At 37.1% G+C, this 24133-nt stretch carries 25 protein-coding genes and 2 pseudogenes; 13 read left to right on the forward strand and 14 right to left on the reverse strand.

Annotation, left to right across the window (positions count from 1 at the left end):
* The first annotated feature begins 386 nt into the window (after positions 1–386).
* Positions 387–1652, forward strand: coding sequence for an integrase domain-containing protein (locus ACHB7C_RS11845; RefSeq protein ID WP_042844839.1), 1266 nt, complete (start codon positions 387–389; stop codon positions 1650–1652).
* Position 1653: 1 nt separating this feature from the next.
* A complete protein-coding gene (locus ACHB7C_RS11850; protein ID WP_395347404.1) occupies positions 1654–2406 on the forward strand; it encodes a hypothetical protein in 753 nt (250 codons plus the stop codon).
* Between the two features lie 44 nt (positions 2407–2450).
* Here ACHB7C_RS11850 and ACHB7C_RS11855 read toward each other — a convergent pair whose 3' ends face one another.
* The 6 genes from ACHB7C_RS11855 to ACHB7C_RS11880 all read right to left on the reverse strand — a co-directional run bounded on the left by ACHB7C_RS11855 (position 2451) and on the right by ACHB7C_RS11880 (position 7741).
* Complete coding sequence (locus tag ACHB7C_RS11855) at positions 2451–3431, reverse strand: hypothetical protein (RefSeq protein WP_395347406.1); 981 nt, start codon at positions 3429–3431, stop codon at positions 2451–2453.
* A gap of 203 nt (positions 3432–3634) precedes the next feature.
* Positions 3635–6505: a DUF927 domain-containing protein gene (locus tag ACHB7C_RS11860; protein WP_395347408.1), complete on the reverse strand. Its 2871-nt coding sequence runs from the start codon at positions 6503–6505 to the stop codon at positions 3635–3637.
* Positions 6506–6508: 3 nt separating this feature from the next.
* Positions 6509–6706, reverse strand: coding sequence for a hypothetical protein (locus ACHB7C_RS11865; RefSeq protein WP_395347410.1), 198 nt, complete (start codon positions 6704–6706; stop codon positions 6509–6511).
* A 4-nt stretch (positions 6707–6710) separates the two neighbouring features.
* Positions 6711–6896, reverse strand: a complete 186-nt coding sequence (locus ACHB7C_RS11870) for an AlpA family transcriptional regulator (protein ID WP_247605712.1) — start codon at positions 6894–6896, stop codon at positions 6711–6713.
* A gap of 181 nt (positions 6897–7077) precedes the next feature.
* Positions 7078–7269: a hypothetical protein gene (locus ACHB7C_RS11875; protein WP_395347412.1), complete on the reverse strand. Its 192-nt coding sequence runs from the start codon at positions 7267–7269 to the stop codon at positions 7078–7080.
* Complete coding sequence (locus ACHB7C_RS11880) at positions 7262–7741, reverse strand: host cell division inhibitor Icd-like protein (protein WP_395347414.1); 480 nt, start codon at positions 7739–7741, stop codon at positions 7262–7264. The genes ACHB7C_RS11875 and ACHB7C_RS11880 overlap by 8 nt, the downstream gene beginning before the upstream one ends.
* A gap of 79 nt (positions 7742–7820) precedes the next feature.
* Between ACHB7C_RS11880 and ACHB7C_RS11885 the strand changes: the two genes are divergently transcribed.
* The 5 genes from ACHB7C_RS11885 to ACHB7C_RS11905 all read left to right on the forward strand — a co-directional run bounded on the left by ACHB7C_RS11885 (position 7821) and on the right by ACHB7C_RS11905 (position 11871).
* Complete coding sequence (locus tag ACHB7C_RS11885) at positions 7821–8543, forward strand: hypothetical protein (RefSeq protein WP_294110470.1); 723 nt, start codon at positions 7821–7823, stop codon at positions 8541–8543.
* 3 nt (positions 8544–8546) lie between these two features.
* Positions 8547–9656, forward strand: coding sequence for an XRE family transcriptional regulator (locus tag ACHB7C_RS11890; protein ID WP_336431037.1), 1110 nt, complete (start codon positions 8547–8549; stop codon positions 9654–9656).
* Positions 9657–9694: 38 nt separating this feature from the next.
* The gene (locus ACHB7C_RS11895) at positions 9695–10129 is read left to right on the forward strand and encodes a hypothetical protein (RefSeq protein ID WP_395347416.1); all 435 of its coding nucleotides are present in this window, start codon (positions 9695–9697) and stop codon (positions 10127–10129) included.
* Positions 10130–10159: 30 nt separating this feature from the next.
* Positions 10160–11356 carry a hypothetical protein gene (locus ACHB7C_RS11900; protein WP_395347418.1) on the forward strand — a complete coding sequence of 399 codons (1197 nt, stop codon included), beginning with the start codon at positions 10160–10162 and terminating at the stop codon, positions 11354–11356.
* 83 nt (positions 11357–11439) lie between these two features.
* The gene (locus ACHB7C_RS11905; RefSeq protein WP_395347420.1) at positions 11440–11871 is read left to right on the forward strand and encodes an antiterminator Q family protein; all 432 of its coding nucleotides are present in this window, start codon (positions 11440–11442) and stop codon (positions 11869–11871) included.
* Positions 11872–11922: 51 nt separating this feature from the next.
* Here ACHB7C_RS11905 and ACHB7C_RS11910 read toward each other — a convergent pair whose 3' ends face one another.
* The gene (locus ACHB7C_RS11910) at positions 11923–12978 is read right to left on the reverse strand and encodes a competence protein CoiA (RefSeq protein ID WP_395347422.1); all 1056 of its coding nucleotides are present in this window, start codon (positions 12976–12978) and stop codon (positions 11923–11925) included.
* Between the two features lie 572 nt (positions 12979–13550).
* On the opposite strand from ACHB7C_RS11910, the gene ACHB7C_RS11915 reads away from it, so the two are divergent.
* Positions 13551–14333, forward strand: coding sequence for a hypothetical protein (locus ACHB7C_RS11915; protein ID WP_349483782.1), 783 nt, complete (start codon positions 13551–13553; stop codon positions 14331–14333).
* Between the two features lie 164 nt (positions 14334–14497).
* Here ACHB7C_RS11915 and ACHB7C_RS11920 read toward each other — a convergent pair whose 3' ends face one another.
* A complete protein-coding gene (locus ACHB7C_RS11920; RefSeq protein ID WP_349483781.1) occupies positions 14498–15301 on the reverse strand; it encodes a CatB-related O-acetyltransferase in 804 nt (267 codons plus the stop codon).
* Positions 15302–15527: 226 nt separating this feature from the next.
* Here ACHB7C_RS11920 and ACHB7C_RS11925 point away from each other — a divergent pair, with 226 nt between their 5' ends.
* A complete protein-coding gene (locus ACHB7C_RS11925; RefSeq protein ID WP_395347424.1) occupies positions 15528–16517 on the forward strand; it encodes a glycosyltransferase family 52 in 990 nt (329 codons plus the stop codon).
* 47 nt (positions 16518–16564) lie between these two features.
* Here ACHB7C_RS11925 and ACHB7C_RS11930 read toward each other — a convergent pair whose 3' ends face one another.
* The 3 genes and pseudogenes from ACHB7C_RS11930 to ACHB7C_RS11940 form a co-directional block, all read right to left on the reverse strand.
* The gene (locus ACHB7C_RS11930; RefSeq protein WP_349483794.1) at positions 16565–17161 is read right to left on the reverse strand and encodes a phage baseplate protein; all 597 of its coding nucleotides are present in this window, start codon (positions 17159–17161) and stop codon (positions 16565–16567) included.
* A gap of 493 nt (positions 17162–17654) precedes the next feature.
* Positions 17655–18035: pseudogene (locus ACHB7C_RS11935) on the reverse strand (phage tail protein); the annotation flags it as partial.
* Between the two features lie 5 nt (positions 18036–18040).
* Positions 18041–18700 (reverse strand): DUF2612 domain-containing protein, encoded by a 660-nt coding sequence (locus tag ACHB7C_RS11940; RefSeq protein ID WP_395347426.1) that lies wholly within the window; start codon positions 18698–18700, stop codon positions 18041–18043.
* 698 nt (positions 18701–19398) lie between these two features.
* Between ACHB7C_RS11940 and ACHB7C_RS11945 the strand changes: the two genes are divergently transcribed.
* Both ACHB7C_RS11945 and ACHB7C_RS11950 read left to right on the forward strand, forming a co-directional pair.
* Positions 19399–20113 (forward strand): IS5 family transposase gene (locus ACHB7C_RS11945; protein ID WP_395347470.1). Its coding sequence is split into 2 segments (ribosomal slippage): positions 19399–20067 and positions 20069–20113, totalling 714 coding nucleotides; the frame shifts between segments, so codons are not numbered across the junction.
* 111 nt (positions 20114–20224) lie between these two features.
* On the forward strand, positions 20225–20617 hold the full coding sequence (locus ACHB7C_RS11950; RefSeq protein WP_131680628.1) for an SMI1/KNR4 family protein: 393 nt from the start codon (positions 20225–20227) through the stop codon (positions 20615–20617).
* Positions 20618–20620: 3 nt separating this feature from the next.
* Here ACHB7C_RS11950 and ACHB7C_RS11955 read toward each other — a convergent pair.
* From ACHB7C_RS11955 to ACHB7C_RS11965, 3 genes and pseudogenes are all read right to left on the reverse strand, one after another.
* Positions 20621–20922: pseudogene (locus ACHB7C_RS11955) on the reverse strand (RNA 2'-phosphotransferase); the annotation flags it as partial.
* 795 nt (positions 20923–21717) lie between these two features.
* Positions 21718–22449: a hypothetical protein gene (locus ACHB7C_RS11960; protein WP_395347429.1), complete on the reverse strand. Its 732-nt coding sequence runs from the start codon at positions 22447–22449 to the stop codon at positions 21718–21720.
* A 93-nt stretch (positions 22450–22542) separates the two neighbouring features.
* On the reverse strand, positions 22543–22839 hold the full coding sequence (locus tag ACHB7C_RS11965) for an antitermination protein (protein ID WP_395347431.1): 297 nt from the start codon (positions 22837–22839) through the stop codon (positions 22543–22545).
* Positions 22840–23018: 179 nt separating this feature from the next.
* On the opposite strand from ACHB7C_RS11965, the gene ACHB7C_RS11970 reads away from it, so the two are divergent.
* Both ACHB7C_RS11970 and ACHB7C_RS11975 read left to right on the forward strand, forming a co-directional pair.
* The gene (locus ACHB7C_RS11970) at positions 23019–23357 is read left to right on the forward strand and encodes a hypothetical protein (protein ID WP_395347433.1); all 339 of its coding nucleotides are present in this window, start codon (positions 23019–23021) and stop codon (positions 23355–23357) included.
* 1 nt (position 23358) lies between these two features.
* The gene (locus ACHB7C_RS11975) at positions 23359–24126 is read left to right on the forward strand and encodes a Tox-REase-5 domain-containing protein (RefSeq protein ID WP_042844943.1); all 768 of its coding nucleotides are present in this window, start codon (positions 23359–23361) and stop codon (positions 24124–24126) included.
* Positions 24127–24133 lie beyond the last annotated feature (7 nt).

Below are 24133 nucleotides of genomic sequence, written 5' to 3' on the forward strand. Positions count from 1 at the left end.
TACCTATCGTTTTAACTCGAAAGCTTTGGTAGTATGTTTAGTAGTAAAGGATAGATACTACTATTTTTCTTACTACCAAAGTCCTGTCCTTATAAAATCTCTTTATATAGTTATGTTTTTCGCTGAAAAATGCGTCCCGCTGTCCCAAAGCAGATTATCGCATTGATATATAAATAAAAAACATAGGACAACGCCCCGTCCTCGGCTATTGTCTCAACATTTATTAACCAGCCACAAAAACAAGCTAACCACATGATTTAAAATAGAAATACACACTGGGACACTAAAATTAAAATAGGACACACTGTTAAGTAATAGAGCAAATGTCCCATAGTAGTAAGCGATTTAACCGTTAAAAACGTTACTACCAAGATAGAGAATCGAATATGCCTAAAAAAATAAAGCCCCTATCCCCTACGGCTGTAGCCAACGCAAAAGCTAAACCTAATCAGGCAGGGGAACTTAAGGACACAATATATCGAGACGGGGACGGATTAGAACTCCTCGCTAAAGTTTCGGGTTCTCGTCGTTGGTACTTTCGTTACTACAAGCCGCTTACACAAAAACGCACAATGATAGCAATTGGTGAATACCCTGCTATTGGATTAGCTGACGCCCGTAAAATCAAAGATGAGTACAAAGCATTACTGGCACAAAATATTGATCCTCTTGATTGGGGTAAACAGCAACAAGCTATAGCACAAGAGGAAAATAGTCATACTCTTGAAAAAGTTGCTACTCGCTGGATAGCCATTAAAAGAACGACCGTCACACCCGACTACGCAAATGATGTATGGCGTTCACTCGAAAAAGATATTTTCCCCAAATTAGGTAAAATGCCAGTATCTTTACTCAAAGCCCCTATGCTGGTGGAAATATTAAAGCCTATTCAAGCAAGAGGAAATTTAGAGACAATAAAGCGCCTTACTCAACGAACAGTTGAAATAATGGACTTTGCGATGAATGCAGGGATTATTGATGCCAATCCGTTTACTACCGTTAGTAAAGCGTTTCCTAAACCCAAGAAAAAGCATAACCCGACCCTAAAACCCGATGAGCTTCCTCGGTTAATGCGTGCGCTATCTGTTGCACAAATTGAATTATCGACTCGCTTAGTTATTGAATGGCAATTACTAACCGTTACTAGACCAGGAGAAGCAGTACAAGCTCGTTGGTCTGAAATTGACTTTGATAACAAGTTGTGGAATGTGCCCGCTGAAACAATGAAGATGGGCCATGCACATACAATCCCATTAAACCAACCTGCTCTCGATATCTTAGAAGTCATGAAACCTATTTCAGGCCACAGAGAATTTGTCTTTCCTCATCGTTCTGAACCTTCAAAATCGATGAATAGCCAAACAGCTAACATGGCCTTAAAACGTATGGGATTTGAAGGCTTACTAACAGCTCATGGAATGCGCGCTATCGCCAGTACTGCGATGAACGAACAAGAGTTCATGCCTGATGCTATTGAAGCCGTGCTAGCCCATAGAGAAAAGAATTCGGTACGTGCAGCCTATAACCGCTCAACTTATCTTGAACAACGAAAGGTTATTATGGATTGGTGGGGACAATTTGTTAAAGGTGCTGCAACTGGTGATATGACAGCTGCAGAATGTATTAAGGGTTTACGGGTTGTTGGTGAATAACATGAGCAAAGATCTGTTCACTCTAGAAAATATCAACAAGGCTAAGGTATTATTTTCCCCCTATAACGAGGATAGTCTAGATTTATCTGTCTACTCCTCGGCTCATTGGTGTATCCACCAGCTTTCTATGCTATCAGAGGATAATATTAACCAAGCGTTAGATTACTTAAGCGTATGGGACTTAGTTTATGAGCCATTCGTCACAGTTACCGAGTTGACCAAAATTGATAGTGATGTATGGCAATATTGCATAGCTTCACCATTATCAGAGGGTAATAAAATAATACCTATAGTTGGTGCTTGTGCTGTGCTTGGCAGCAATGGAAACGCAGGAGTTCTATTAGAACAAGCTTTACTTGCGGCTGGTAATTTTGCCTTTGCCATCTTAGCTAAACAACAATTTGACGCTGAAACAATCAACGACTTTGATAACCTTGACTTAAAATCTAAAAAAAGAAAAGCCGCCAAAGCTAAAAGTGATATTTACTATGGCCCAATCAAGGCACAAATGATCGAATGGGCAAAACAGGTAATAAATACAAATACAGGAAAAATAACTAAAGCAGAGCTAACAGCTAAAGTAGATGCTAAATACCGAGAATGGATAGCTACTAACCCTGTCGGGTCAGAAAGTTATGCTAGATTACATCCATTTAACAAAAACGATGAAATAGATAAAATTATTGCTGAAAAGACGATTTATAGTTATGTATCCCCGCTACTTACTCCTAAATTAAGTAAGCCAGCTAACTGACTCACCTAAGCTAAATCCTCTTACAAATTGGTATACTAGTTAAATTAACTCTGGCTACTTCTTTCATAAAAAGTATCTGGTATTGAAAGGTTTAGACAATATCGAATTGGTTTCTCCTTTTTAGGAGCATCATTAAAATATATTTTATATACAGGGAAATTTGGCAAAGTTAAAATAATACAAGCAAGAAAAACTTCTTCAAAAAATGTAATTAAGAAGTTAAGGATTTCGTTAGCCTGTATATGAATGAAATTTAAAGCATCATTTTTAATTCCCCATTTAGGTAGGGATAGATCAAGCCCATTCTCAATATTAAAATTTTTCACTATTAATGGCTTATCTGTTGTCGCGGCATGCTCTTGTGAGTTCCGTAGAGAGAAAATATACTCACACATTGCTAAGTTGTTTCGAAGAACTTCTATCAACTCATTCGCATTATCATGCTCAGACTCAATTTCACTCAATAACTTATCGATTCGTCCATGCTTAGCTTTCAGTGTGATAAAACAATTAACTAACACTGAAATTTCTTGAATACATCTTTTAGCTGTAATCAATAATTCTGTTGCAATCCCATCTATATTCTTGATTTGTGGAAAGTAAGCATGAGCTCTTCCATTCATCTCATTCTTATTAAAATCATATTTATCGATTTCTTCTTTTAATTTTTCAGTAAAAGATATTAGGGAACATAAATATTCCAATAATACATTTCTAATATCTCTAACCTTCTGAATAATAACAAGGCGCTTAGGGCTATCAATAGAAAAAAGTTGTTCCAAAAACTCATTTGCAAGTAATATTGTATTAGCAACTAATTCATTTGAAGCACCAAAATGAGAAGTCTTAGTATAGATCCAAGGTGTTTCCTGGTGCTTTCTATCTGGGTCTAAGGTGTCTGGGCTTACCATTTTAAATGTAGAATTTTCAGTAAATACTTCCATTATATCGCCCAAATTTACCATTGCTAAAATATCGCCTGTTTCGTCTTCAGGCAAACCAAAAGATACCGGATCATCACGCATTTGACTCTCTCCAATTTCAATCAATCAAACTTTCTACAAAGAGAACTACCTGCCACATTACCTTAAAGTGAAACTTACTTCATCGTGAATCTCCATCAATAATTTAGGTTCATAGCTCATTCATAAAACTATCCTAAATATTCAATCTTTGTATGTGATGTGAGTATTCAATTCTAATATAGCGCTGCTACTACATCACCTAGCTATAATTCTAACTTCGTTTCATCAATACGATAGTAACGCTTCCGTTTACCGTCGATAGGATTATAAGCCCTTGGGTTATACTCAAATTTAAACTGCCCATTTAGCTCTTGGGCTTCTTTAACTCCAATTAGCGCACCAACTTTATGCAGCTCGGCTAATGTCATTTCCATGTTACAGTTGGCTAATACCCTATCTCGCATAGCATCAGCCGTTACCCAATACACCCCACCAGCATCTATAACTTCATCAGTGTTATCCGTGGTTTCATCGACAAAATCACCAATTGAAGCATCTGGAGCTTGATTGCGAACATAATAGCCGTCAAAGGTAGACAATGAAGAATTGACGCCTATCTGCTTAAAACGTGCTTCGCGGTGCGTACTTAAATAGGCGCAAAGCTGCCTAATACCATTAACACTTTCTAAGTCCCCTACCGTTCCTCGTTCTTCAACATAGCTATTAAAGCACTCCCCTACCCCATTAATAGCTTCACCATTGCCCCAACCAGTTACACCCAACTCAGTCGCATACTCACCCGCAGCCGCGCATAGCGCAAAACGTTCTAATACTCGGTCAAGCTGAGAACTTGCATTATCTGGGCGGTACATAGCCTTAAATTGGGTAATATATGCCTCAAGCTTCGGCATTAACTCTGAGCGTTCAATATGTGTAAGCTTCTCGAGCCAGTGAATGCCGGCAGAACCATAGTATTGAGCTGATAAAGTATTGAGGCTGTCAGCAAATGCTTTCGCGGAGGACATACTATGGATATCATCAAACACACCCAACTCATCACTAACAATCGCAGGTATATCAACAAATCGAGCTTGCTGACCTGCAGCTATAGCTTCACCTGCCGCTTTGAGATAATTTTCAAAAGCATCTTCACTAGAAGCTAGAACAAGCGTTCGCCATTGTAGAGTATCACGTAAAGTAACATCTTTAGTTCCTCGGACTTTACCCTGTCCGAGTGCCAACATATAAGCGATTTGCCCCACCATTTTAGGGTTAGCCGCTTTCAGCTCATCCAGTATTAATGGAAGATCATTATGAGCGGTGGCCAGAACTTCAATTCCAACTAGTGAAGTATTACAACTATGTGCATAGCCACCTGTTGTAGCACCACTCCCCCAAACAGAAGCCGCTGTATGTTGAGCCGTGCTCTTACCTTTAGAAGATGGGCCTTTTAAGCTAAAGACTCCACCATCTACGCCTAGGACGTCTAACAATGGTGCAGATAGTGCCACACAGACCGCAAAAACTAATCGAGTGTTATTAACACACTTAGCTGCAATATGTTCTTGCCACTCTTCTAATGTACCTAATTGTGATAATTGGCTACTTTCGGTTTTCTTTCTACCCGATAAACGATACATGATCTTATCGTCAGTAGGGCCAATTGTTCTATCGGGTAAAACAAATGCATGAGCATTAAACCAACCTGTTGTATCTGCCAATGTAATGCGTTCTTTTGCTGTTGTAATATTGAAGTAATCGAGTAACGCTCTACTTTGTGAAATGTTGATCCACAAGCCTAAGTTAGCGAGCCGCTGGAGGATATCCGTACCTTGTTTATGTAATTGCTCATCGGGAACAATAAATTGCTTCTGTATAGAATCCCTATCATTAAACGTAATTAACTTACCCCAGTTATCGCTATACGCATCACGCGTTAAGCCTTGAATTGAAAATAAAGCGGAAACTTGCTTAGTAACAATGATTTTATTCTTGCCTGTCCCTTCCTCTTTATTGAGCATTAACCCCTCATCAGTCATGTATAACCCGACTTTTTTAAGCTCAAGATAAGGTCTTAACTTTTGTGGGTTTACCCAACCTAAGCGATCTGCTTTTGCAAAAACAGCTTTATAGCTGGTTAAATCTGCTCTAGATGTAGCCCAAGTCTCCTCGAATGCTTGCTCATCAAATGTAGAACCGCCAGCAATAGACCACGATAAGGCCAGTTGATAAGCTTCATCTTCATAAGGCGTATTTTTTAGACTACCGAGTGCCGCTAACACTTTTTGCCAGTCAGTGCGCCCACCTTTTGATATTTCAACCATTGGCTGGAAGAACAAAGCATCCTGTAAATCGGCTAAGGTATGTTCATCAACATCAAGCCAATTATCAAAATCAGTAAAATCATCAGTGTTAGGCTCATATTTTTTAGGTGCTTTTAGCTCTAGCGTATCCGCCCACTCTAAACATTCTGCAACGTTGACTAGCTCACCATCGAATTTATAGGTAATTGCATCTGTAACTGGTACGCCTTTCCTAATTTCTTTATTCAACGGATTCTTTATCGGTAAATAGCACTGTTGTTCTGCACGATATACCGACTCATCCCACCCAATGGTTGGACTCCATGAAGAGTCACCTAGCTGTTCAGCCAATGAACTCAAAGCTTGGTTAATTTCTACTTCAATAGCTTTACTGACTAGTTTCCCTTGATTGCGGTCAACCTCACTATTCAACAGCAGCACAAAGCGGCATCGAGGAGCTTCTACGGTGTAGTTGAATGTGGTGTATAAAAGTCCTTTATACCTTTTTTGCAAATAACTGATCAGTGCTTGGTAGGTTTTAGGGCTATCAAAGCTGTCACAATCAAAGCTAATGAATCGACGTTTAGCGGCAAGTAAAGATAAGCGCCAAGGTTTAGTACCTTGAAACTTTTCAGGATACTTTTCTTTTGGATCTTGCCCTCGAGGATGTTCACCTATTGCCATTGGAGCACAAAAATACTGCTGATATTTTGCTTTAGCGGTATCGGACAGAATTTTATTGATAAAATCGTCCTCATCCTCTGCACACCGCTGTTCGGGCGTAATGTCGAACTTATCCCGACCTCGGGAATAGTAGATTTTATCTGCCATATATTAACTACCTAATTTCTTATTACGTTTTCTTTCATTAGCCTTTATACGACGACGTACAGCCCGATTAACAAAACCCGAGTCCATGACAACCATGTCGCCATAATGTTTTTCTATGCCTATATCTGATGAAAATGTTTCTGCTTTAGCTGCACTACAACGCTGTAAAACTGCAATGTGTGAGTTAGAGTATTTAGACATAATGTTAGTTATCCTCTCGTGAACTAAGTTGAGCGGCTAAATAAGCATCGACTTCACTAGCCGCCCACCCTACACGCCTTAGCCCTAACTTGACGGACTTTGGAAATGTAGGCGTTCTTTTTAAAAACTCATGAAAGCCACTATCAGACTTATAATGCAGTAAAGCCTTTACTTCCTTTTTCGTTAGCATTGATTCACCCGTTGTCATTGTCTTCATCTTTATTCGGTATTATTCGGTTTACGCTGAAAAGGTACGCTGGCTAATTACCGCTTATAAGACTTGTGCATGTGCAGAGGGGAATAGACACGAATAAGGCAAAGTTGCAAAAAATTACCTACTCCGCGAAATATTCCCCCTCTAACACCAATTACTAATCATCAATTGGCTTTTCGTTTTGCATCTTAATAGCCATAAGCGCGGCTGTTTCTTGCGCCCATGCGATTAGGTCATTGGAGATGTCTTTAGCCAGAGGATCTAACGCCAAGAACTGAGCCGCTTCTAATGCCGCAGCAATTGGGCGAATAATATCCGCAGGAGTAGCAAAAACAGGATGATTAGGCATGTGCCACCTCCTGACGAATACGCGCAGAAAATACACAAGGTGAGTCGGGGAGTAATAAACGAGCTTCTTGTTCGCTGGTGGCTTCAACAGTGAAATATTTAAATTGTTGGCAGGAGAAAAAACGCCATATAAATTTAGGGTGAGTTTGGGCAGGGGTAGCCATCATTATGATGATCTCCGTTTGTATTAATTCGAAGTCACCACCAGAAACGCCAATTTCGAGGGTGGTGACGTTGACAGGGTTGGCGTTACTGGCACAAACGGAAACCAGCCAGCCCGAAGGCTGCCCCACCAACGCCACCATTGAATCAGAACGGCATAACACCGTATTTAATAGGTGTGCGTAGGCATGGACACAAAAAAAGACGCAAGGCGCGTCATGTGTCGCCGTTTGTAAATTCAGGACGCCAATCCTGATACTAGATTTTGCTAGTATGAGATCACTATATCGAATTGATACTGGTAGATGCAAGTTATTTTCACAATAACTTTCTTGATTTACAACCTCAATTGAGGTTTAATAAATGGAAAGTCATCTAAAGGAACCCAACATGCAGTTATTAAATACAGAAAGAATAAAAGTTATTCATCAGGAAGATGATGTAAATGCATTTTTATCATCTTTAGATGTAAGTACAGAAGAGTTTACAGAAATATTATATAGAGCATTAAGCAAACGAGAATCCGTAACCTCAAATTTCCCTGCGGCATCTAAAGGGCACTTTTTTACTGGTGAGGCTGTTAGCAGCTCTCGTGAAATCCTTAGTCTTAAAGGCTTCAAAAAATTATCTATTCGAAATGTTGAATTTGTTGCGAACGATAAAATAGCCATTCATATAACTCGAGGATGCGAACAAACAGGATTGGTTAATGGTTATCCAGAAACGTTCTATCCTAAAGGTGAATTTACATGTGACCTAATGGGGCTTTTCGAAAATGATATGCCTGGTCAAGGAACTTTACCAACAATAAATGATGAACAGCTAACTTTTGATTTTCCAACTACCAATATTGAAAATATATCTCCACTTCCTAACAAACTAAATTTAGACTTATGGTTTTTAATGTATACATTTACTGAACCTAATAGCTTTGGTCAACAAACTATACGAGCTGAATTTTCAAGGCCTTTAACGTTTAGTTATAAGAATAAAATTAATAGTTTTTCAATTCGAGTAATTCTTTCGATACCAACTGATCACCCTATAGAACCAGTGACAATTTCACCAGAATTCACTCCAGATATCGATATTGATATCCTTAACGTTGGTTAATTTATGTATTTTTCTGAACGGATTCGAATGGCTAGAGAGCGTCGTGGCTTAACACAAAAAGCTCTCGCAGACGCTACTGGATTAACAAGTAAAACAATTAATAACTATGAGAATGCAAATAATTTTGAACTAGCTATCGATGATAATATAAGCAAAATAGCTAACGCACTGAATTATCCATTAAGTTTTTTTGAAGTTGAAGATACACCTACTTTAGAAAACGATACCGTAAGTTTCCGCGCAATGACAAAACTTTCTGCGGGTCGGAGAGCATCAGCAATCAGTGCAGGAAAATTGGCTCAAGATATATCTAAATGGATTGAGTCTAGCTTTCGACTACCTGAACCTTGCTTACCTGATTGCTCCTTTGATAATTTCATGGGGCCAGATCAGGCTGCAAGGGTTACAAGAGAAGCTTGGGGATTAGGAGAATTATCTTTAAAAAATATTATTCACTTAGTTGAATCTAAAGGAGTAAGAGTTTTTTCTCTTGCTGAAAACTGTCTTGAAGTCGATGCTTTTTCTTTTTGGATGGATAACAAACCATTCATGCTGCTGAACACCATGAAAACACCAGAAAGAAGTCGATTTGATACCGCACATGAATTAGGCCATTTAATTATGCATAAGCACTCAAGTAATAGCGGTAGAGAAGCTGAAATAGAGGCAGATCGATTTGCTTCTGCATTTTTAATGCCAGAGCGCAGCGTATTAGCTAATGTGCCAAGAATGCCATCCTTAGATTTATTAATTGAATTAAAGAAATTTTGGAATGTATCTTTAGCTGCTCTTGTACGACGAACTTTTGATTTAAACCTTTCAACAGAATGGCATTATAGGCAATTATGCATAGATTTAACTCGTAGAGGATTCAAAACATCAGAGCCTGAAGGATTAGAAGTTAGAGAAAAATCGCTTATATTAGATAAAATATTCACAGCATTAAGACAGCAAGGGATAAAAAGATCTGAAGTTTTAGAACAATTAAATATACCTTTAGATGAAATGAATGCGTTAACATTCAATAACCCTTTCTTTATGGAAGCTTATAACGGAATTTCTGAAAGCAATGACTACCGTTCTGCTAAAGCAAAATTAAGTCTTGTAAAATGACTATATGTATTAAATTAGCTTCCGATCTCCGAGAAATATTGGAAAAGGCCCATACTAAACTTGATAGTATGGGTTTTCCTTTCTTTTTTGATTTTCCTGTAAATTGTTGCCAAGGAAGTTCCATTCTCCTAGGATTAGAAGCATCACAAAATTTTCCCTCATCCAAAATTGAAATTATCTTAGGAAGTACTAGAAAGCGAGATATACATCATTATTGGGTTGAAATAGATAGCAAAGTATATGACCTAACAATTGACCAATTTTCATCTTGGATAGATAAAAAATATCAATGCCCCACCAGCCCTGTGTATGCAGCTAAAAAACACCCGCTGAGAAATTACTTTTTCTATAAAGAACGCTATACACCTATTGAAGCATACGTAATATTTTGTAGTAAGCATGCTAACTTAAAAGATGTCATTAAAGCACAAAGCTTAGTCAAAAAAGAATTAGTACATTTTGGGTGGATATAATGAAACTTAAAAAAATTTAATGGTGAAAAAATGGATTTAACATCAAGTATAAAAATAAAAATTGCGTATTATGACAAAGGTCATCAGACTCTATTAGAAAATAGTAATAACTATGACCCAGATTTTATAGCGAATATGAAAGCGTTAGTGGAGGATGGCTTTGAAATATCAGTCAGTGATTTTGTTTTAAATTCTTTGTTTCATAAAAAACAAGTAAATTCAACAAAATACCCTGACAGAGATTCATTAAAATCGTCTATAAGTAATACCATTGAAAATATGACAGATTATCTAGATATTAAAAATAATACTTTGGTAATAAAAAAAAATTGCGATCCAACAGTAGAAAATAGAGAGCGTATTGGCGAGTCATTTGCTATATCCGTTATATCTAAAATTATTGGAGTTATTGATGCCGACTGGGATATTATACCTGTACTTCCCGAAAAAGCCTTTGATTTTATATATTCCAGTACTGGAGCCAAAGTTACACAAATCGAAGCTAAAGGATGTTTTTCCAATGAAAAGGGAAAATCCTCATCAATATGTAACCATAAAAAAAGTATTATTGATAAAAAAAGAAGTGTAAGAAACAATACTACTCATAGTTATAAAGCAGACTATTACTATGGTGTAATTACAAAAATCAGCAATGGTAACAAGGTCACCTGTTATTTATTAGATCCTCCAACATCAGGGTTTGAGGGAGATAGCTTCAAGCTTAAAATAAAAAACAGATTGAAATACTACTCTCACTTTCTAAATTTAATAGCTCCAACATCAGAACTAACGAAAATAATAATAAATTATGATAGTGATATATACATAGACAATGAACCATTACACTATAAATATATATCAGAGCCATATAATAGTTTTTTTCATCAAAAAATAACATTTCAATTTGCCAATGAGATAATTGGAGGAAGTTTAATCTTCCAAAAAGATAATTTTTTTATTTTTATTGGATTAACTTCATCTATAATAAATTCAATAGCTTTAGGGAAATTAGCATCATTCTCTAAAACTAGAACGGAAACTTTAAAAAACATAGAGTTTCATATAGATGGATATAACCTTTCTAAATCAGAGCAAGAAGAAATAGAAAAATTTATCGAAGCAAATCCACATAGCTCACGGTTATTACTAAACCAGATACATTTTTCAGGTGATATTAGTATATCTAATTCAGGAGTAGCTATTGGAATTCTATCATTAAACTATTAAGTAAATAAGTTATAGGCTATTTGCTTTATTTCTTTTACATCGTAAAAATGTACTAATTGATACAGAAAGCTACAAGTGTAAAAATGCAAAGAGATATACAGAAGATACTTTTACATTGGAGTGGTTGGGTAGTTCGTGGGCGATCTGGCCTTGGCTACTCGTCTGTTGCCGCTGGGTTTAAAGGCTTGGTGAGCCGCACGAGTATTACTAAGCTGTCATGTTGTGACGAGGACGGACTTATTATTGATGGATGTATTGCGAAATTGCGTAATGTTCAGATGGAACAAGAATGTGACTTTATCGAATGCTACTACGCCAAGGGCATGTCCAAGCGGTCTATAGGTCGTAAGTATAAGCTGAATGAAAGCGAGGTCCGTAAACGCATGGCGATAGCGGAGAGCTTTATCTTAGGTTATTTAACCGCAGTAGATGAACCTTTAGAACTAGACTTACTTTATGGCTTTCCCTGCCACCAGCAACGCGTACAGCTACAAAATACTGCAGCTCTTAGATAACCCTGCCTGAGTAGATGGTATCGTTTTTGAGCCATGTTAAAAATTGCATGGTTATATTAGCTTTGCTCTTTTTCCTTGAAAATACCAATTCGGCTCGATAAAAGGACTTCCGCGATAGTCAAACGTAAACGCCACTATAGATTTATATTTACTTGCTTGATATTCAAAAGAAAGAGGGGCATCAGGTAAATAAATATCCCCAAGCAAAGCATCGCAATACTTACACCCGTTGGAAAAATAAAATTCTTTCTTAGTTTTACTATACCTAACTTTTAACTCACCAACTCCATATGATTTTAAGATTTCATTTTTAATATTATGATATATAAGATCTTTGCAATCATGATTATGAAAAGAAATAAAATCTAGAGCTGTGTCATCAAGCGAATGTACCCCTATTCCTCGGACTCTGTTAGTATTCTTTCCGCAGCACCAACATTTTTCTTTATACAAAATAACCTTAGCTTGTAGCTTTGCATTATTTTGTGGATACCAAGCTAACTTTTTATTTAAAACACCAGTAATGAACTGATCTACTGAAACCGAGAATTGAGGCAAATAGTAATTATTATTTTCGTCCTGCAGCAGACCAAACATTGGTAAATCGTAGGATATACAAATATCGCGAAAATAAAATTCTTTGCCTTTTCTCAATTTGTGTAACCAAAGAACTCTATTAATGCCTGACGCTGTGTACTTAGCCTGTCGTTCTTTGAATACATCCATGCTCTGTTGTGATAGCTGTACTTCAAATATCAATTGAACATTATTTTTAGTGCAGTAGACATCCGCTATCCACTGCTCACCTGTTGGCGTTTGGCCTGATTTCTCTGTAGTAACAGACCATCCAGCTTTGTGCGCTAACTTTGCAATTAAAAATTTCAGGTATAAATGATCTGGGCTTTCCCTTGCATACTGGCAATCGCTTTTGGGTTTGTGCGAAAAATGAAAGTTATTTAGCTTACTGGTTTTGGGTATGGCACCGTGTCCACAGCACGACATTACGAGAGTTCGTTTTCTATATGAGTCTTTTAACTCTTCCCATTCCCTCTCATTAAAAGTGAATGAGTGGATTTCTTCCCCATCTAAAATTGCTTTTAACGGCATGTCCCCTCCCTGAAATGATGAACAGTCAAAGCTAGTATACATAAGTACACTTCCTAACTGGTACAGAAAAGCACAGGTTAAAATTCAACCGCCCCCATTAGGTACAATCCGAGGAGGGGTAACGCATTAGGACACAGAAAAAATAGGTGTCCTGCGCATTGTCCCATGATATGTACGTTAGGTAGGTATTTTAACTGTATAATATATATAATATTTTTATATTTATATATACTATATAGGACAGATGGGACAGCGGGACAAGCAAAAATAGATAAATGTATTTATAAAAATACTATACTCTTCCTCTCCTCGGTCTAATCCCCCTAGCAAAATACTTTGGTAGTAAGCTTGGTAGTAAAAGTAAAAACAATAAATACAAATAATACTATTTATCAAAATGTTACATCACTAATTCCAATTCCGCCAGCCCAAATTTAGTGGGTCAGTGATAGGACAACAGGTTTAAAAACAGGAAGTTAGCGAAATCAGTTGGACTAGACACTGGCAACATTAAGACTAGAAAGTGCACGTGAAATGCACGCGCATTTGAGAGTTACTAAAAGCCCATTTCGGTGGGCTTTTTTACAACTATAGGTAATTTCATAGATGTTCTATATAGCAATACCTTCTGGACCGCTATTTCAGCAAGCGCTGCTGTTATTGCTATAGTATTGTCCCAAATACAGCCATTGAAAATATTCTCTAAACGCAAAAAACCACTATTAACATTCCCTGTTCAATGTGCGGTAACTCACTATATCGGAAAGCCTAGCTTAAACATATTTATAGGCATTGATAATGAATCTCGTCATGATATCAAAATAGTATCAATAAAAAGCATCATCAAGAAATCATCAGACAAATCATCCATTGAATTGCCAATTAATGCGTACTTTGGAACTTCACCACAAGATCAAATGCTAAAGTCATTCATACCATTTACACTAAAAGCAGGAAGCTCTTGGGCTAATAATTTACAGTTTTATACTCCTATTGCTGGTGAGTCTGACAATAACTTAAGAAAAATAATAAAAATATATAAAGAAATAAAAGCAGAGAATGCTACATCTCCCAATAGGATTAATTATTTTGAACATGATAGTGAGTTAGAGAAAAAAATTGATTCTCTATTCAAAGCCAATAAATATTGGACCGAAGGTCAGTACCATATCAATTTAGAGATAAAAACAACAAATGAAAAATGCAGCATTAATGCCGCCTTTGATTTTTACCTTTACCAGATTGATATTCAAACAATGGAAGAGATGTTTAAGCATGATGTCATGTATGGTGGGAGCATATTGTATCAAACAATTGACCATATAGTGTATCCTTCCATTAATATTGAACGATAAAATTTAAAACCATTCACCAATTAATTGGCATCCACTACCACTATCTAACCAATTGAGTTTGATAATTAACTCTAGCTAGCATTCCATATATTAACCTTTCAGCCCTAGTTGTCTTCTGATTGAAGGTGAGTTACTTAGTATTATAGAAACTATAAAATATACATTTAAATCTCACTCAACTCTTTCCCTATATTGAATTTTTTATAAATAATTGGCTTTATATCACCTCGTTCAATACTTAACGAAAGATGCTCGATAAAATAATTCATATCATCGCAATGCGAGTTATCCGGTAGGTCTGTAAACTTATAATCCCACCATTTTAGCTTTAAGAGCTTAATAATAACCTCTTCAGGAAAACGATATTTAATCACCTTTGCAGGAACACCTGCAACTATAGCGTAGGGAGGGACATCCTTAGTTACTACTGAGTTTGCCGCTATTACCGCTCCATCACCAATTTTAATATTGCCTTTAATCACCACGTCATCTGCAATCCATACATCATTACCAATCACTGGAGCCCCAATATTCGTGTTATATGGCTTAACATCCCAATGGTCACCTTGAGATTTGGCAATATCCTCAAATTCTTTTTTATACGTCAGTCTGCTAGTCGTAAACCTATCATAGGGATGCTGTCCCCCCATAACTTTTACGCCACTAGAAATACTGCAATAACGACCTATTACAACATCATTTGAAAAATAGCATGCGGGCTCTGAAAATGCGCCAACAGAACAAAAGCTACGAAATGGCATCATTGAATATTCTTCAACAAAAACATCGCCAATAATCCTAATTTTTTCACCACGATCGAAAAGAATAAAGTTTCGTCTGGAATAAACACCATCCACTTTTTTAGATTGACCACCTTGTCTCAAGAATATTTTATTTTCTATCAAATAGTCTTCATGTGCTTTTTTCCATCTAAAAACATACTCTATTGAAGCGCCCATGTTTTCCATAGTATAATTACTTCTTATTTAATTAAATACAACCAACTATATCATAACCATTGGCGCACATTAAATCACACTTAGGCAGAAATAGTAACTCTGTAAAATAGTTAAAAATCGATATGTTACACAGAAACATCAGTATAAAAACCACGTATAAAGTAGTGCCATTTACTTAGTTAAGAGCTATACTTAAGAAATAATTAAGTTATAAATAAAAGTATGGAAAATAGTAATGTCATCACACGTATTCTTAATCTGCTCACCACTTCAGCTTCGAATCGCAGCAACAATAAGAGATAAATTGACAGAAGGTAATTTTCACGCGATCTACCTAAATACAAATAAAAATATTATGGTTGGGGTAAAAAAAGAATTAGAGTTTAAATTTGATTCTCACTTAGTTGCTAAAATGGACTATGACATAGTGAACTTGATCGCAATCAATAATTATCTAAAAAAATCAGTCAATAACCCGACTACTGTATACTTAGCCAATGCTGGGGAATTACCCCTTCATTACATAGTTAGCTTACTGGGTAAGAACATTACAATAAAAACATTCGATGATGGTATTTTGAACCTCAACTCATTGGATGACATACAAAAGATTGATGGTCGTATGAAGGAGAGAAGTAAACTAAGGTATAAACTATCACGCCTTTTCTTCAAAAAAATATATAACACACAAAAAATTGTTGATAGCACGATCTTGCATTACACTATTTTACATGAAAATAAAAAGGTTAATGTAAAATCAAATGTAGTCAAACTTGAAATATTCAATAAAGAACATGATAGCGTCGAGAGTACGAAAAAAATTAAAAAAAATAAAACAGTTAATATTTTTGTAGGTTCAAGATTTAAAGATATTCTACAGGCTAAAACCCCTGAGAATTTAAATAGTTTAATAGCAAAAATAGATAATGTCTCAAATAAATATGATGATGTAATGTATTTGAGGCATCCTAGAGAGTTATCAGAAAATTCATTTAATATGATAGAACACCATATCGAAACCATTTCAGAAGATTATATTTACAAACTAGCAGAAGAGAATAACTCATTAAATATTATTGGGTTTGGTAGCACATGCCAACTCAATGTAATGAATATACCCAATGTAAGTGTAGTTTTACTACAAACAAAGTTAATTAGAAATGACATATTAGACTCATTTGGTTTATTTAAATCTCCTAACGTAATTATATTCAATATAGATTAATATTCATTAGTAATGGTGAAGATATTCCCCATTACTAACTATCCATCTTAACTTATACGATACCAGCCCATCAACATGACATAAGTGTTAGTTACTGTCAAAGCAGCTCCTGAACCTAAGTTTTCTGTATTCCCTGAATAGGTATGAGTATGTGTCCCACTATTAGAAGTTTCCCCTGTCCAAGAACTAGCCGCATTAAATATATACTTACGAGAACTTACGTTATTTGAGCCTGTGTATCCACCATTAGCAGAACCATCACCTAAAGAAAAAGCGCCCGATGCATAAGCGTATTGGGCGGCATCACGACGCATATAACCATGCTCGCCCGTAATATTCATTGTCCCACGCGTGTGGGTATGCCCTCCACTTGAAACAGTTGTACCCGAATACTTAAGTGAAACCGCAGGAAGATGACCTTTACCTATCGTAACTGAATCCGAACCGCCAGTTGTCAACACATTCGCACCACTTGCAGCAGCTAATCGAATGGTTTTATTCTCGCCAATGTACTGCCATTTCGTACCAGGGAATAATGTATTGGGGTTCTTGTTTTGCGCGAACCACACAACAATACCAATAGGGTAAATGGTATTAAGATTGACCGCGTTTTGTAATGCATCAGTGACGGCTTTCTGACTCATCACGCTAGTTGTTGATGCGCCAGTCGATTGGACGACACTACTTGTATTGAGCTTATTATTAAGCCCGTTATTGAGTGCTGTGTTTGTTGCATAATCCCCCGACGGTTGATAACTCCCCTTAGCTTGGTACCGTGTATCCCCTTCCGCTTTGGTGTAGCTCTCGCCTTTGAGTGCATAATTCCCTGCGGGGGCATAGTTGCCCTTAGGTTGATAGTTGGTGTCTGACTCGGCTTTCGAATAGCTATAGCCCGCGGCTTGATAACTGCCTTTAGGTTGATATTTACCATCGGTTTCAGCCTTGGTATAACTATCTCCTTTTAAGGCATAATCCCCTGATGGCTGATAACTGCCTTTTGGCTGATATCGTGTATCCCCTTCTGCCTTTGGGTTGATAATTGGTATCAGATTCGGCTTTAGAATAGCTATAACCTGCCGCTTGGTAATTGCCTAACGGCTGGAAGCGCTTGTCAGATTCCGTTTTGGTATAAACATTGATATCACCGGCACTTAAATCGGCTTTCAGTTCCTGCCATGCTGTACCTGCGACAGGTTCAACATTGTTATTTTCAATCTTCGACTGCCACGTTTTGTTTTTATGATAAACGATAGCGCGAATTGGGTATGGCGTACCTTCTGTCGCCCATTTAGGTAAACCAAAGCTCTGCAACTCACCTATTGCTTCTGTAATATCGTGAAATATGCCGTTCATCTTTTCACGTTCAATATCTTTAGCTGCAGGATCAGTTTGTTGGTCACGCTCATAATCGTAACTATAGCCTTGCGTATAAGAAACCGCGCCATCGGCTTGCACATCATCGGGAATAGAAGTCCTGTCCCCTTGTGTTGCAAAGGGGATTTTAAATATTTTTGTCATGAGTTTTAGGCTCCGAAATTACTGCTAAGGAAGTTTTTGCGATATTGGCCGTGACCGAAGGCTTTTTTCGTCACGATACGGTATTTGACACCCACACCCGATGGGCGAGGCATAAGATCAAAGTTTTCAAGAAGAACCCGTAAACGTTCGTCCGGATTGAAATTAAACACGTAATACAAATAGGTCATATCCAGCGGATCAAGCACGAATACTTTACTATCCGCCTGCCAAAAGAAGCGTTTAAGAAATTCATTAATATTGGTGACCGTTGGGCTTTGCGTAAGGTTAAAATAGCGCATACGCACGATGAGACGTTTTTGGTCGACCGTCAGCGATAAGGTGTAATCGGCATTACGCCGAGAGTTGCCTTTGAAATTGGCATTCTTTTTACCAAAACCAAAGCCGATTTTCGTTTTATCGCTAGGCGGGACATCAATCCCCAACGGCACATCGAGTATGCGCGCCCAAATATTTAGCCCAAACTCGTTCGCAGTATCGATATTAAACACATCACGGTACCAATCACGCCAAAACTGGACTGTGGATTGTTCAAAATAGTCTGCTTTGTGTTTAGCTAACGCCTTGAGGTTTGCCGCATCCTCATATTGCCAAAGGATCGCCTTTAATAAATCAGAATGAAAATCAAAGGATTGAATTTTGCTCATACCAACTTCGTCCCAATATCTGGGGCATTTTTATTTTTTCCTCACAAAATAAGGTTATGTGAGGAACTGTTGCTGTAGCGTCCCCCAATTCGGTTTAGCCATCGTGCTTATCTCCTGTATAAATCTCTATAAATGCCACTTTATGAATAACGTTTGTAGGATTTTATAAAATTCCGGTAATAAAAAACCCGCACTAGGCGGGTCATTCATAAAAAAACAAAATGTACAGTACAGGTATGAGAATCATTACTGTAATAACAGTAAATATTATGAAAGCAAAACACTCATCTGAATCAATTTTTTTTGAAATCCATTCAGGCCTTGAGCCTTGGCTCATCATTACCTGCTTGCTTTCAATTGATTCCTCATTCATTTTTTACCTTTGTCGTACATTGATAATACTAGTACAGGTAAAATCAGAAGTAAGACAATAAATACAATGACAATTACAAGTGTAATTACAGATATTCCAATATATCCATCCATAGAGCACCTATCATTAACTAGCCATTTCAATCCAGTTTATCAATTTATGTTTAGTGCACAATAAAAAAGCGATTTGATTCGCAGCTTAGCGATGTTTTGCTAAGCCACTTCTAGTCAGTTTCTAGGGGCTGTTGATCTTTGTACTTTTTTTGAACGGCATGGTGATGCTGTATAATCGATTTCGCCAAAAATTAACAATACAAATAGTCACCATGCCTCGAACAATGTTAACAGAAAAACTGTGGGTTACGCTTTACCAACTGATGAGAAATACTCGACGGGTTTATAATAAATACGAACATAGAATGACGTTTGAAGGCATTCTATATCGAATGAGAACGGACCGCCCTTGGCGAGACATCCCTAAAGCATTTGGTGAATGGAATACGATTTTTAGACGATTTAATCTTTGGTCTAGAAAAGGAATTATTTATATTTTATTCAATGAGTTATCACGTACATCCGATAGCAAATATCTCTTCATTGATGGCACAATTATACGAGCACATCAACATGCTACAGGTGCGGCAACAGAAGAAAATGAAGAGATAGGAAAAAGTCGAGGAGGAAATTCAACGAAGATCCATCTCGCAGTAGATAGTCACGGTTACCCTGTTAACTTTGAGCTTTCAGGCGGTCATCGAAATGACATTGTTTTTGCAGAAGAACTTGTTAAAAATAGCCCAACATGTGATTTCACAGTAGCGGATAAAGGTTATGACAGTGAGAAATTTCGTGCTTATTTAACGGGTATAAAAGGGTCGACGCCAATGATACCAAGGCGAAAAGTGAATCTATTAAACAATGATCATATGGACTGGGAGCTTTATAAGGTAAGGCATTTTGTTGAAAATGCGTTTGCGCAGATAAAGCATTTTAAATGCTATATCAAGTAGATATGATAAATTGGCAAGAAATTACTCATAGATGGTCGCTCTTTCATTAATCATGATGTGGATACCAAAATACCGATGAGTAATTTTTATACAAAGATCAATAGCCCCTAGGGTAACTGGAAAGCCAAAGGATTAACATAGTATGTCATGTTATATTTATTCATTAGATGAATTACCAAAAGGATTTAAATTTCCGCGTACTTTTTTGGAAATCATAAATCAAGAGGTTATTTTAGATTTAGACCCTTGGTGGTTTTTATGTGAGTTTGAAAAATTTGCTAAATATTGGTTGCTTGAAATGAAGAACCAATACCCAACAAGAAAGCTAATTCCATTCGCAAAACTATCTTACTCTGATGATATTGTTTGCTTTGACGGGGATGATACTTCGGGAGATCCAAAGGTGTTTTATGTTCATGCATTCGCCTCTGCTGGCTGGGAAGATAGAGGATACACTGATAATTTTACAGAATGGCTGAAAATAGCTCGTCTTGAATCAGCCCGCTATAAAGCAGAGCAGGCAAATGATGAATAGTAATTATTCTTGGATGAACTCATAGGGCACTTGTTCTGTTAACCAAACTCCATTATCAGCTTGATAAAATTTAAAGCCCTGTTCGTACATGTTCAGGGTTTTTATTTTCAGTAGAACTGGTTTTCCATGACGTTGACCTACTGAAATAGCAGTATTTTCATCAAGTGAAAAGTGAACATACTGTCGTGACATAGGGAGTAAACCTTGCTCTCTTATTGTAGGTAAAAATCGTTTAGTTGTTCCATGATATAAAAAAATGTAGATACTTTTTCCTTATAATCAATATTTACTTGCTGAGAGGAATGCCGGAGAACAAAAAGAAATACATACAAAAGAATATAAGGCATACCAAAATGATAATTTGGCATAATAAAATGTATGAGCGAAAGAATCACCAAACAATCCACCACTTGATGACCCAAAATTAAAAATAGCAAAGCAAAGATATCCAATAATCCCAATATAAAAGAGAATTGCTGGGAGCAAATTATTCCCATTCAGTATTTTTTTCATACCATACCATAGCTACCGAGCTGAATTTCATCTCACCTTATCTTGGATACTTTACATCTACCACATGAACTATCCGAAAATTCCGAATAGTTGGAATTTGAATTAATGCATGCTACAACGTTAAGAAATTAACTTAAATGGAATTCACTATGTATCATGACTTGGAACGCTTTTTAACTTGGATGTCTACTTTAGGATTTATATTACCTATCATAGCTTTTTATTTCATGAGAGGCGCTCGAAGTGAGTCGCTCGCAACAATGACATTAAAACTATTTCTGGGAATTATAATTATTGCATCAGTGTGCTTATTTTCTTGGCTGAACAGAACGAATGCCATTCGTTTCTCTTAACATATCAGATTGAATTTAAGTGGATTAAAAGAAAAGGACACCAGATGATGTTTTGGTTGACAGATATCTGGTATCCCTATTCATACAACTCTCCAAAATGAAGAGTGTGTATATAAAAAAATTGCTATTGCGATGCCTTGAATTGGTTTAATGCGTCTAGGTATAAGATGTCCATTATTAGAAGGTGGTAAGCCGATTTCGGACAAAATGCAAGAAAATAAGATTGATTGCTATCTATAGTTTAGGTGCTCCCTTTATTGGTTTTGGTGATTTAGAGTAATCTTCAACTTTTAATACCCTTGTTGACCCAGAGCCTCCTAATGGCATGGAGCTGCAAACATAAGTTTCTTTTACAACATACTCCCCAAGCTTATTATCAACGAATACACAAGTCCTCATCGACTTCCAGTATTCTTCAAGAAGATCTCGACAATCGGCGTTTAAATAGCAAAGCAAATCAACAGAGTCAGAATAGATTTCCTCTCTGCGTGATAACTTTAGATTATCAGGGTAATCACGCGGTGAAAAAGTCGTATTTGATTCATTTATCGACCTGTTTACCTTATCAGTTCTAGCCTCCTTGAGCCACTCACAATCAATTTTTGCACTTTGCTTTGCATCATATAAATAACGTTCTCTATTAGGGTCATCATCAGAAAATTTATACTTTGAGCTTAGATATGAGGTTGGTAATTTATCAAATTCAGAAAACAGTGGGTCTATAGCGCATGCATTAGGCAATAGCTTACCGTAAATGTCATTTAGCTTTGAATAAAGGCTCGAATATTTTGACCTGCAAGACTCATATACCTCCTGTTGAGATTTCTTGCCTGTACCTATCCATTCGATAGTTGGGATTTTCGATTTTGAATTCAGGATTGGAGGAAAGCAAACCTCTTCTCTCGAGGATGGTAACCACCAAATAAATAACAATAACGCCACTAGCAGCCCAATGAGTTTTTTCATGTAATTCCTTTTATGTTCAGTATTCAGCACTGCTGAACTTAACACAAATCTCCCTACATATAATTAGCATTATCTCACTATTTTGCTAAATGCTTATTCCACAGCACTCTCTTCAATAAAACACTTACTTGTTAATTTTTCATAGAACGGCTTCCAATTTCTGCGCCATGTTCTTTCGTTAAGGTCTGGTATTAAATGTCTTATTGCATTAAATGCCACAGACGACGGTACACGGTTGAACCCCTTACCAGCGCAACGAGGGCAATCTTTAAATACGGGAATGTCCCGCAGCTTAGTCTGAATATCATCTAATAGCTTGCCCCTCCCTTTGCAGCGACAACGGTGTGTTATTTGCCCTTTTCCATTACAAGGTATACATAATTCTTCCACCCTTTCGTTTTCAATCTACGGCTCAATACCCACTGCAAGTATTTATCATTTAACCCACAATATGCCTCATATGCCTCAAGTTCTAACAACCGGACAATTCCATGAAATAACCACGCCGCTCATTGCATGGTATTACCGTTTTGAAGGACGATTTTATGCATTACAAGGAGGCGGGTTAAATGCAGTTTAGCGAAGAACAATTAAAGAAAATTCAAAATATTGAACAGAGTGATTATGTGACTCAAGTGAGTGCTGATTTTTATCAACACCATTTGAATAAACTCCAGAACCTCGAAACATTGAATAAACGTTTAGAAGATGCATTTCAATATGTTCTCTCCCTCGGTTTTACTCAAGAACCGTTAATTCGGTCATTTTTATTTTACGAAGCTTGCTGCCCCGGCTTTTATTTAAAGCCAGAAATCAGAAATATGCTTGAGGAGGAAAATCGTGTGCCAGGGCAGCAGTATCAAGATTTTTTACGGATAGCGATGAAATTGATTGAGTGGAGAACCTAATATGCCAATCCCATTAATACTTGCAGGTGCAGGACTAATGACTCTGGGTGGACTAGCCGCAGTAACACAAGAGGCCTCAAAAATCGGCTTTCCTTCTTCGTCAGGTAGTGGAGATGATGAATGGGGAGATAACACAAGTTACGGTGATAAAATTCGTGAGTATGAAAGTATTGCGATTGGCGGTGAACTTGGTGATGAAGATCCCGATGATAAGCGCAGAGGCAGCCAAGGAGCAGCCGCAGGCGCTGTGGCAGGTTCATCAGCAGGTGTAGCCGCGATTGAGTCTAGTAAGGGTTGTAAGGATTGCCCTGCTATTCCTTATGTTATTCCTCATGAAAGAGAAATAACAAAAACAAAGACAATGGCAGCTTTTGAATATCAATCAAAAATATGTAAAAGCGCAATAAGGACGGTTGATACTCCTAGTGGACAATTAAAGTATATTGACGAATGGCAATGTACAGTCCCTGTTCCTACTAGAACTAAATTTCCTTGTGTTGAGTTTGATGGCTGGGTGCCCGAAGAGTGTAATTTTATTGAAACGAAAGATAACTTCGACTTTGCATTTGATAAAGATGGAAATGTGAAGCCCTTTTTTAAAGGCGGAGGAAAGCCATTTAAGCAAGCTTCAGACCAAAATTGGTTATGTAGAGTTCCATTTAAAGGGAAATCGTATTCTGACTGGCATTTTTCCCAGCAAAAAATGTATAGATTTTGTACTAAAATATTCCAGCAGCTATCGCAAATTAGAACACATCATACAATTTAATATAGGG

Source organism: Providencia sp. 2024EL-00732 (assembly GCF_044006275.1).
Lineage (GTDB): Bacteria > Pseudomonadota > Gammaproteobacteria > Enterobacterales > Enterobacteriaceae > Providencia > Providencia huashanensis.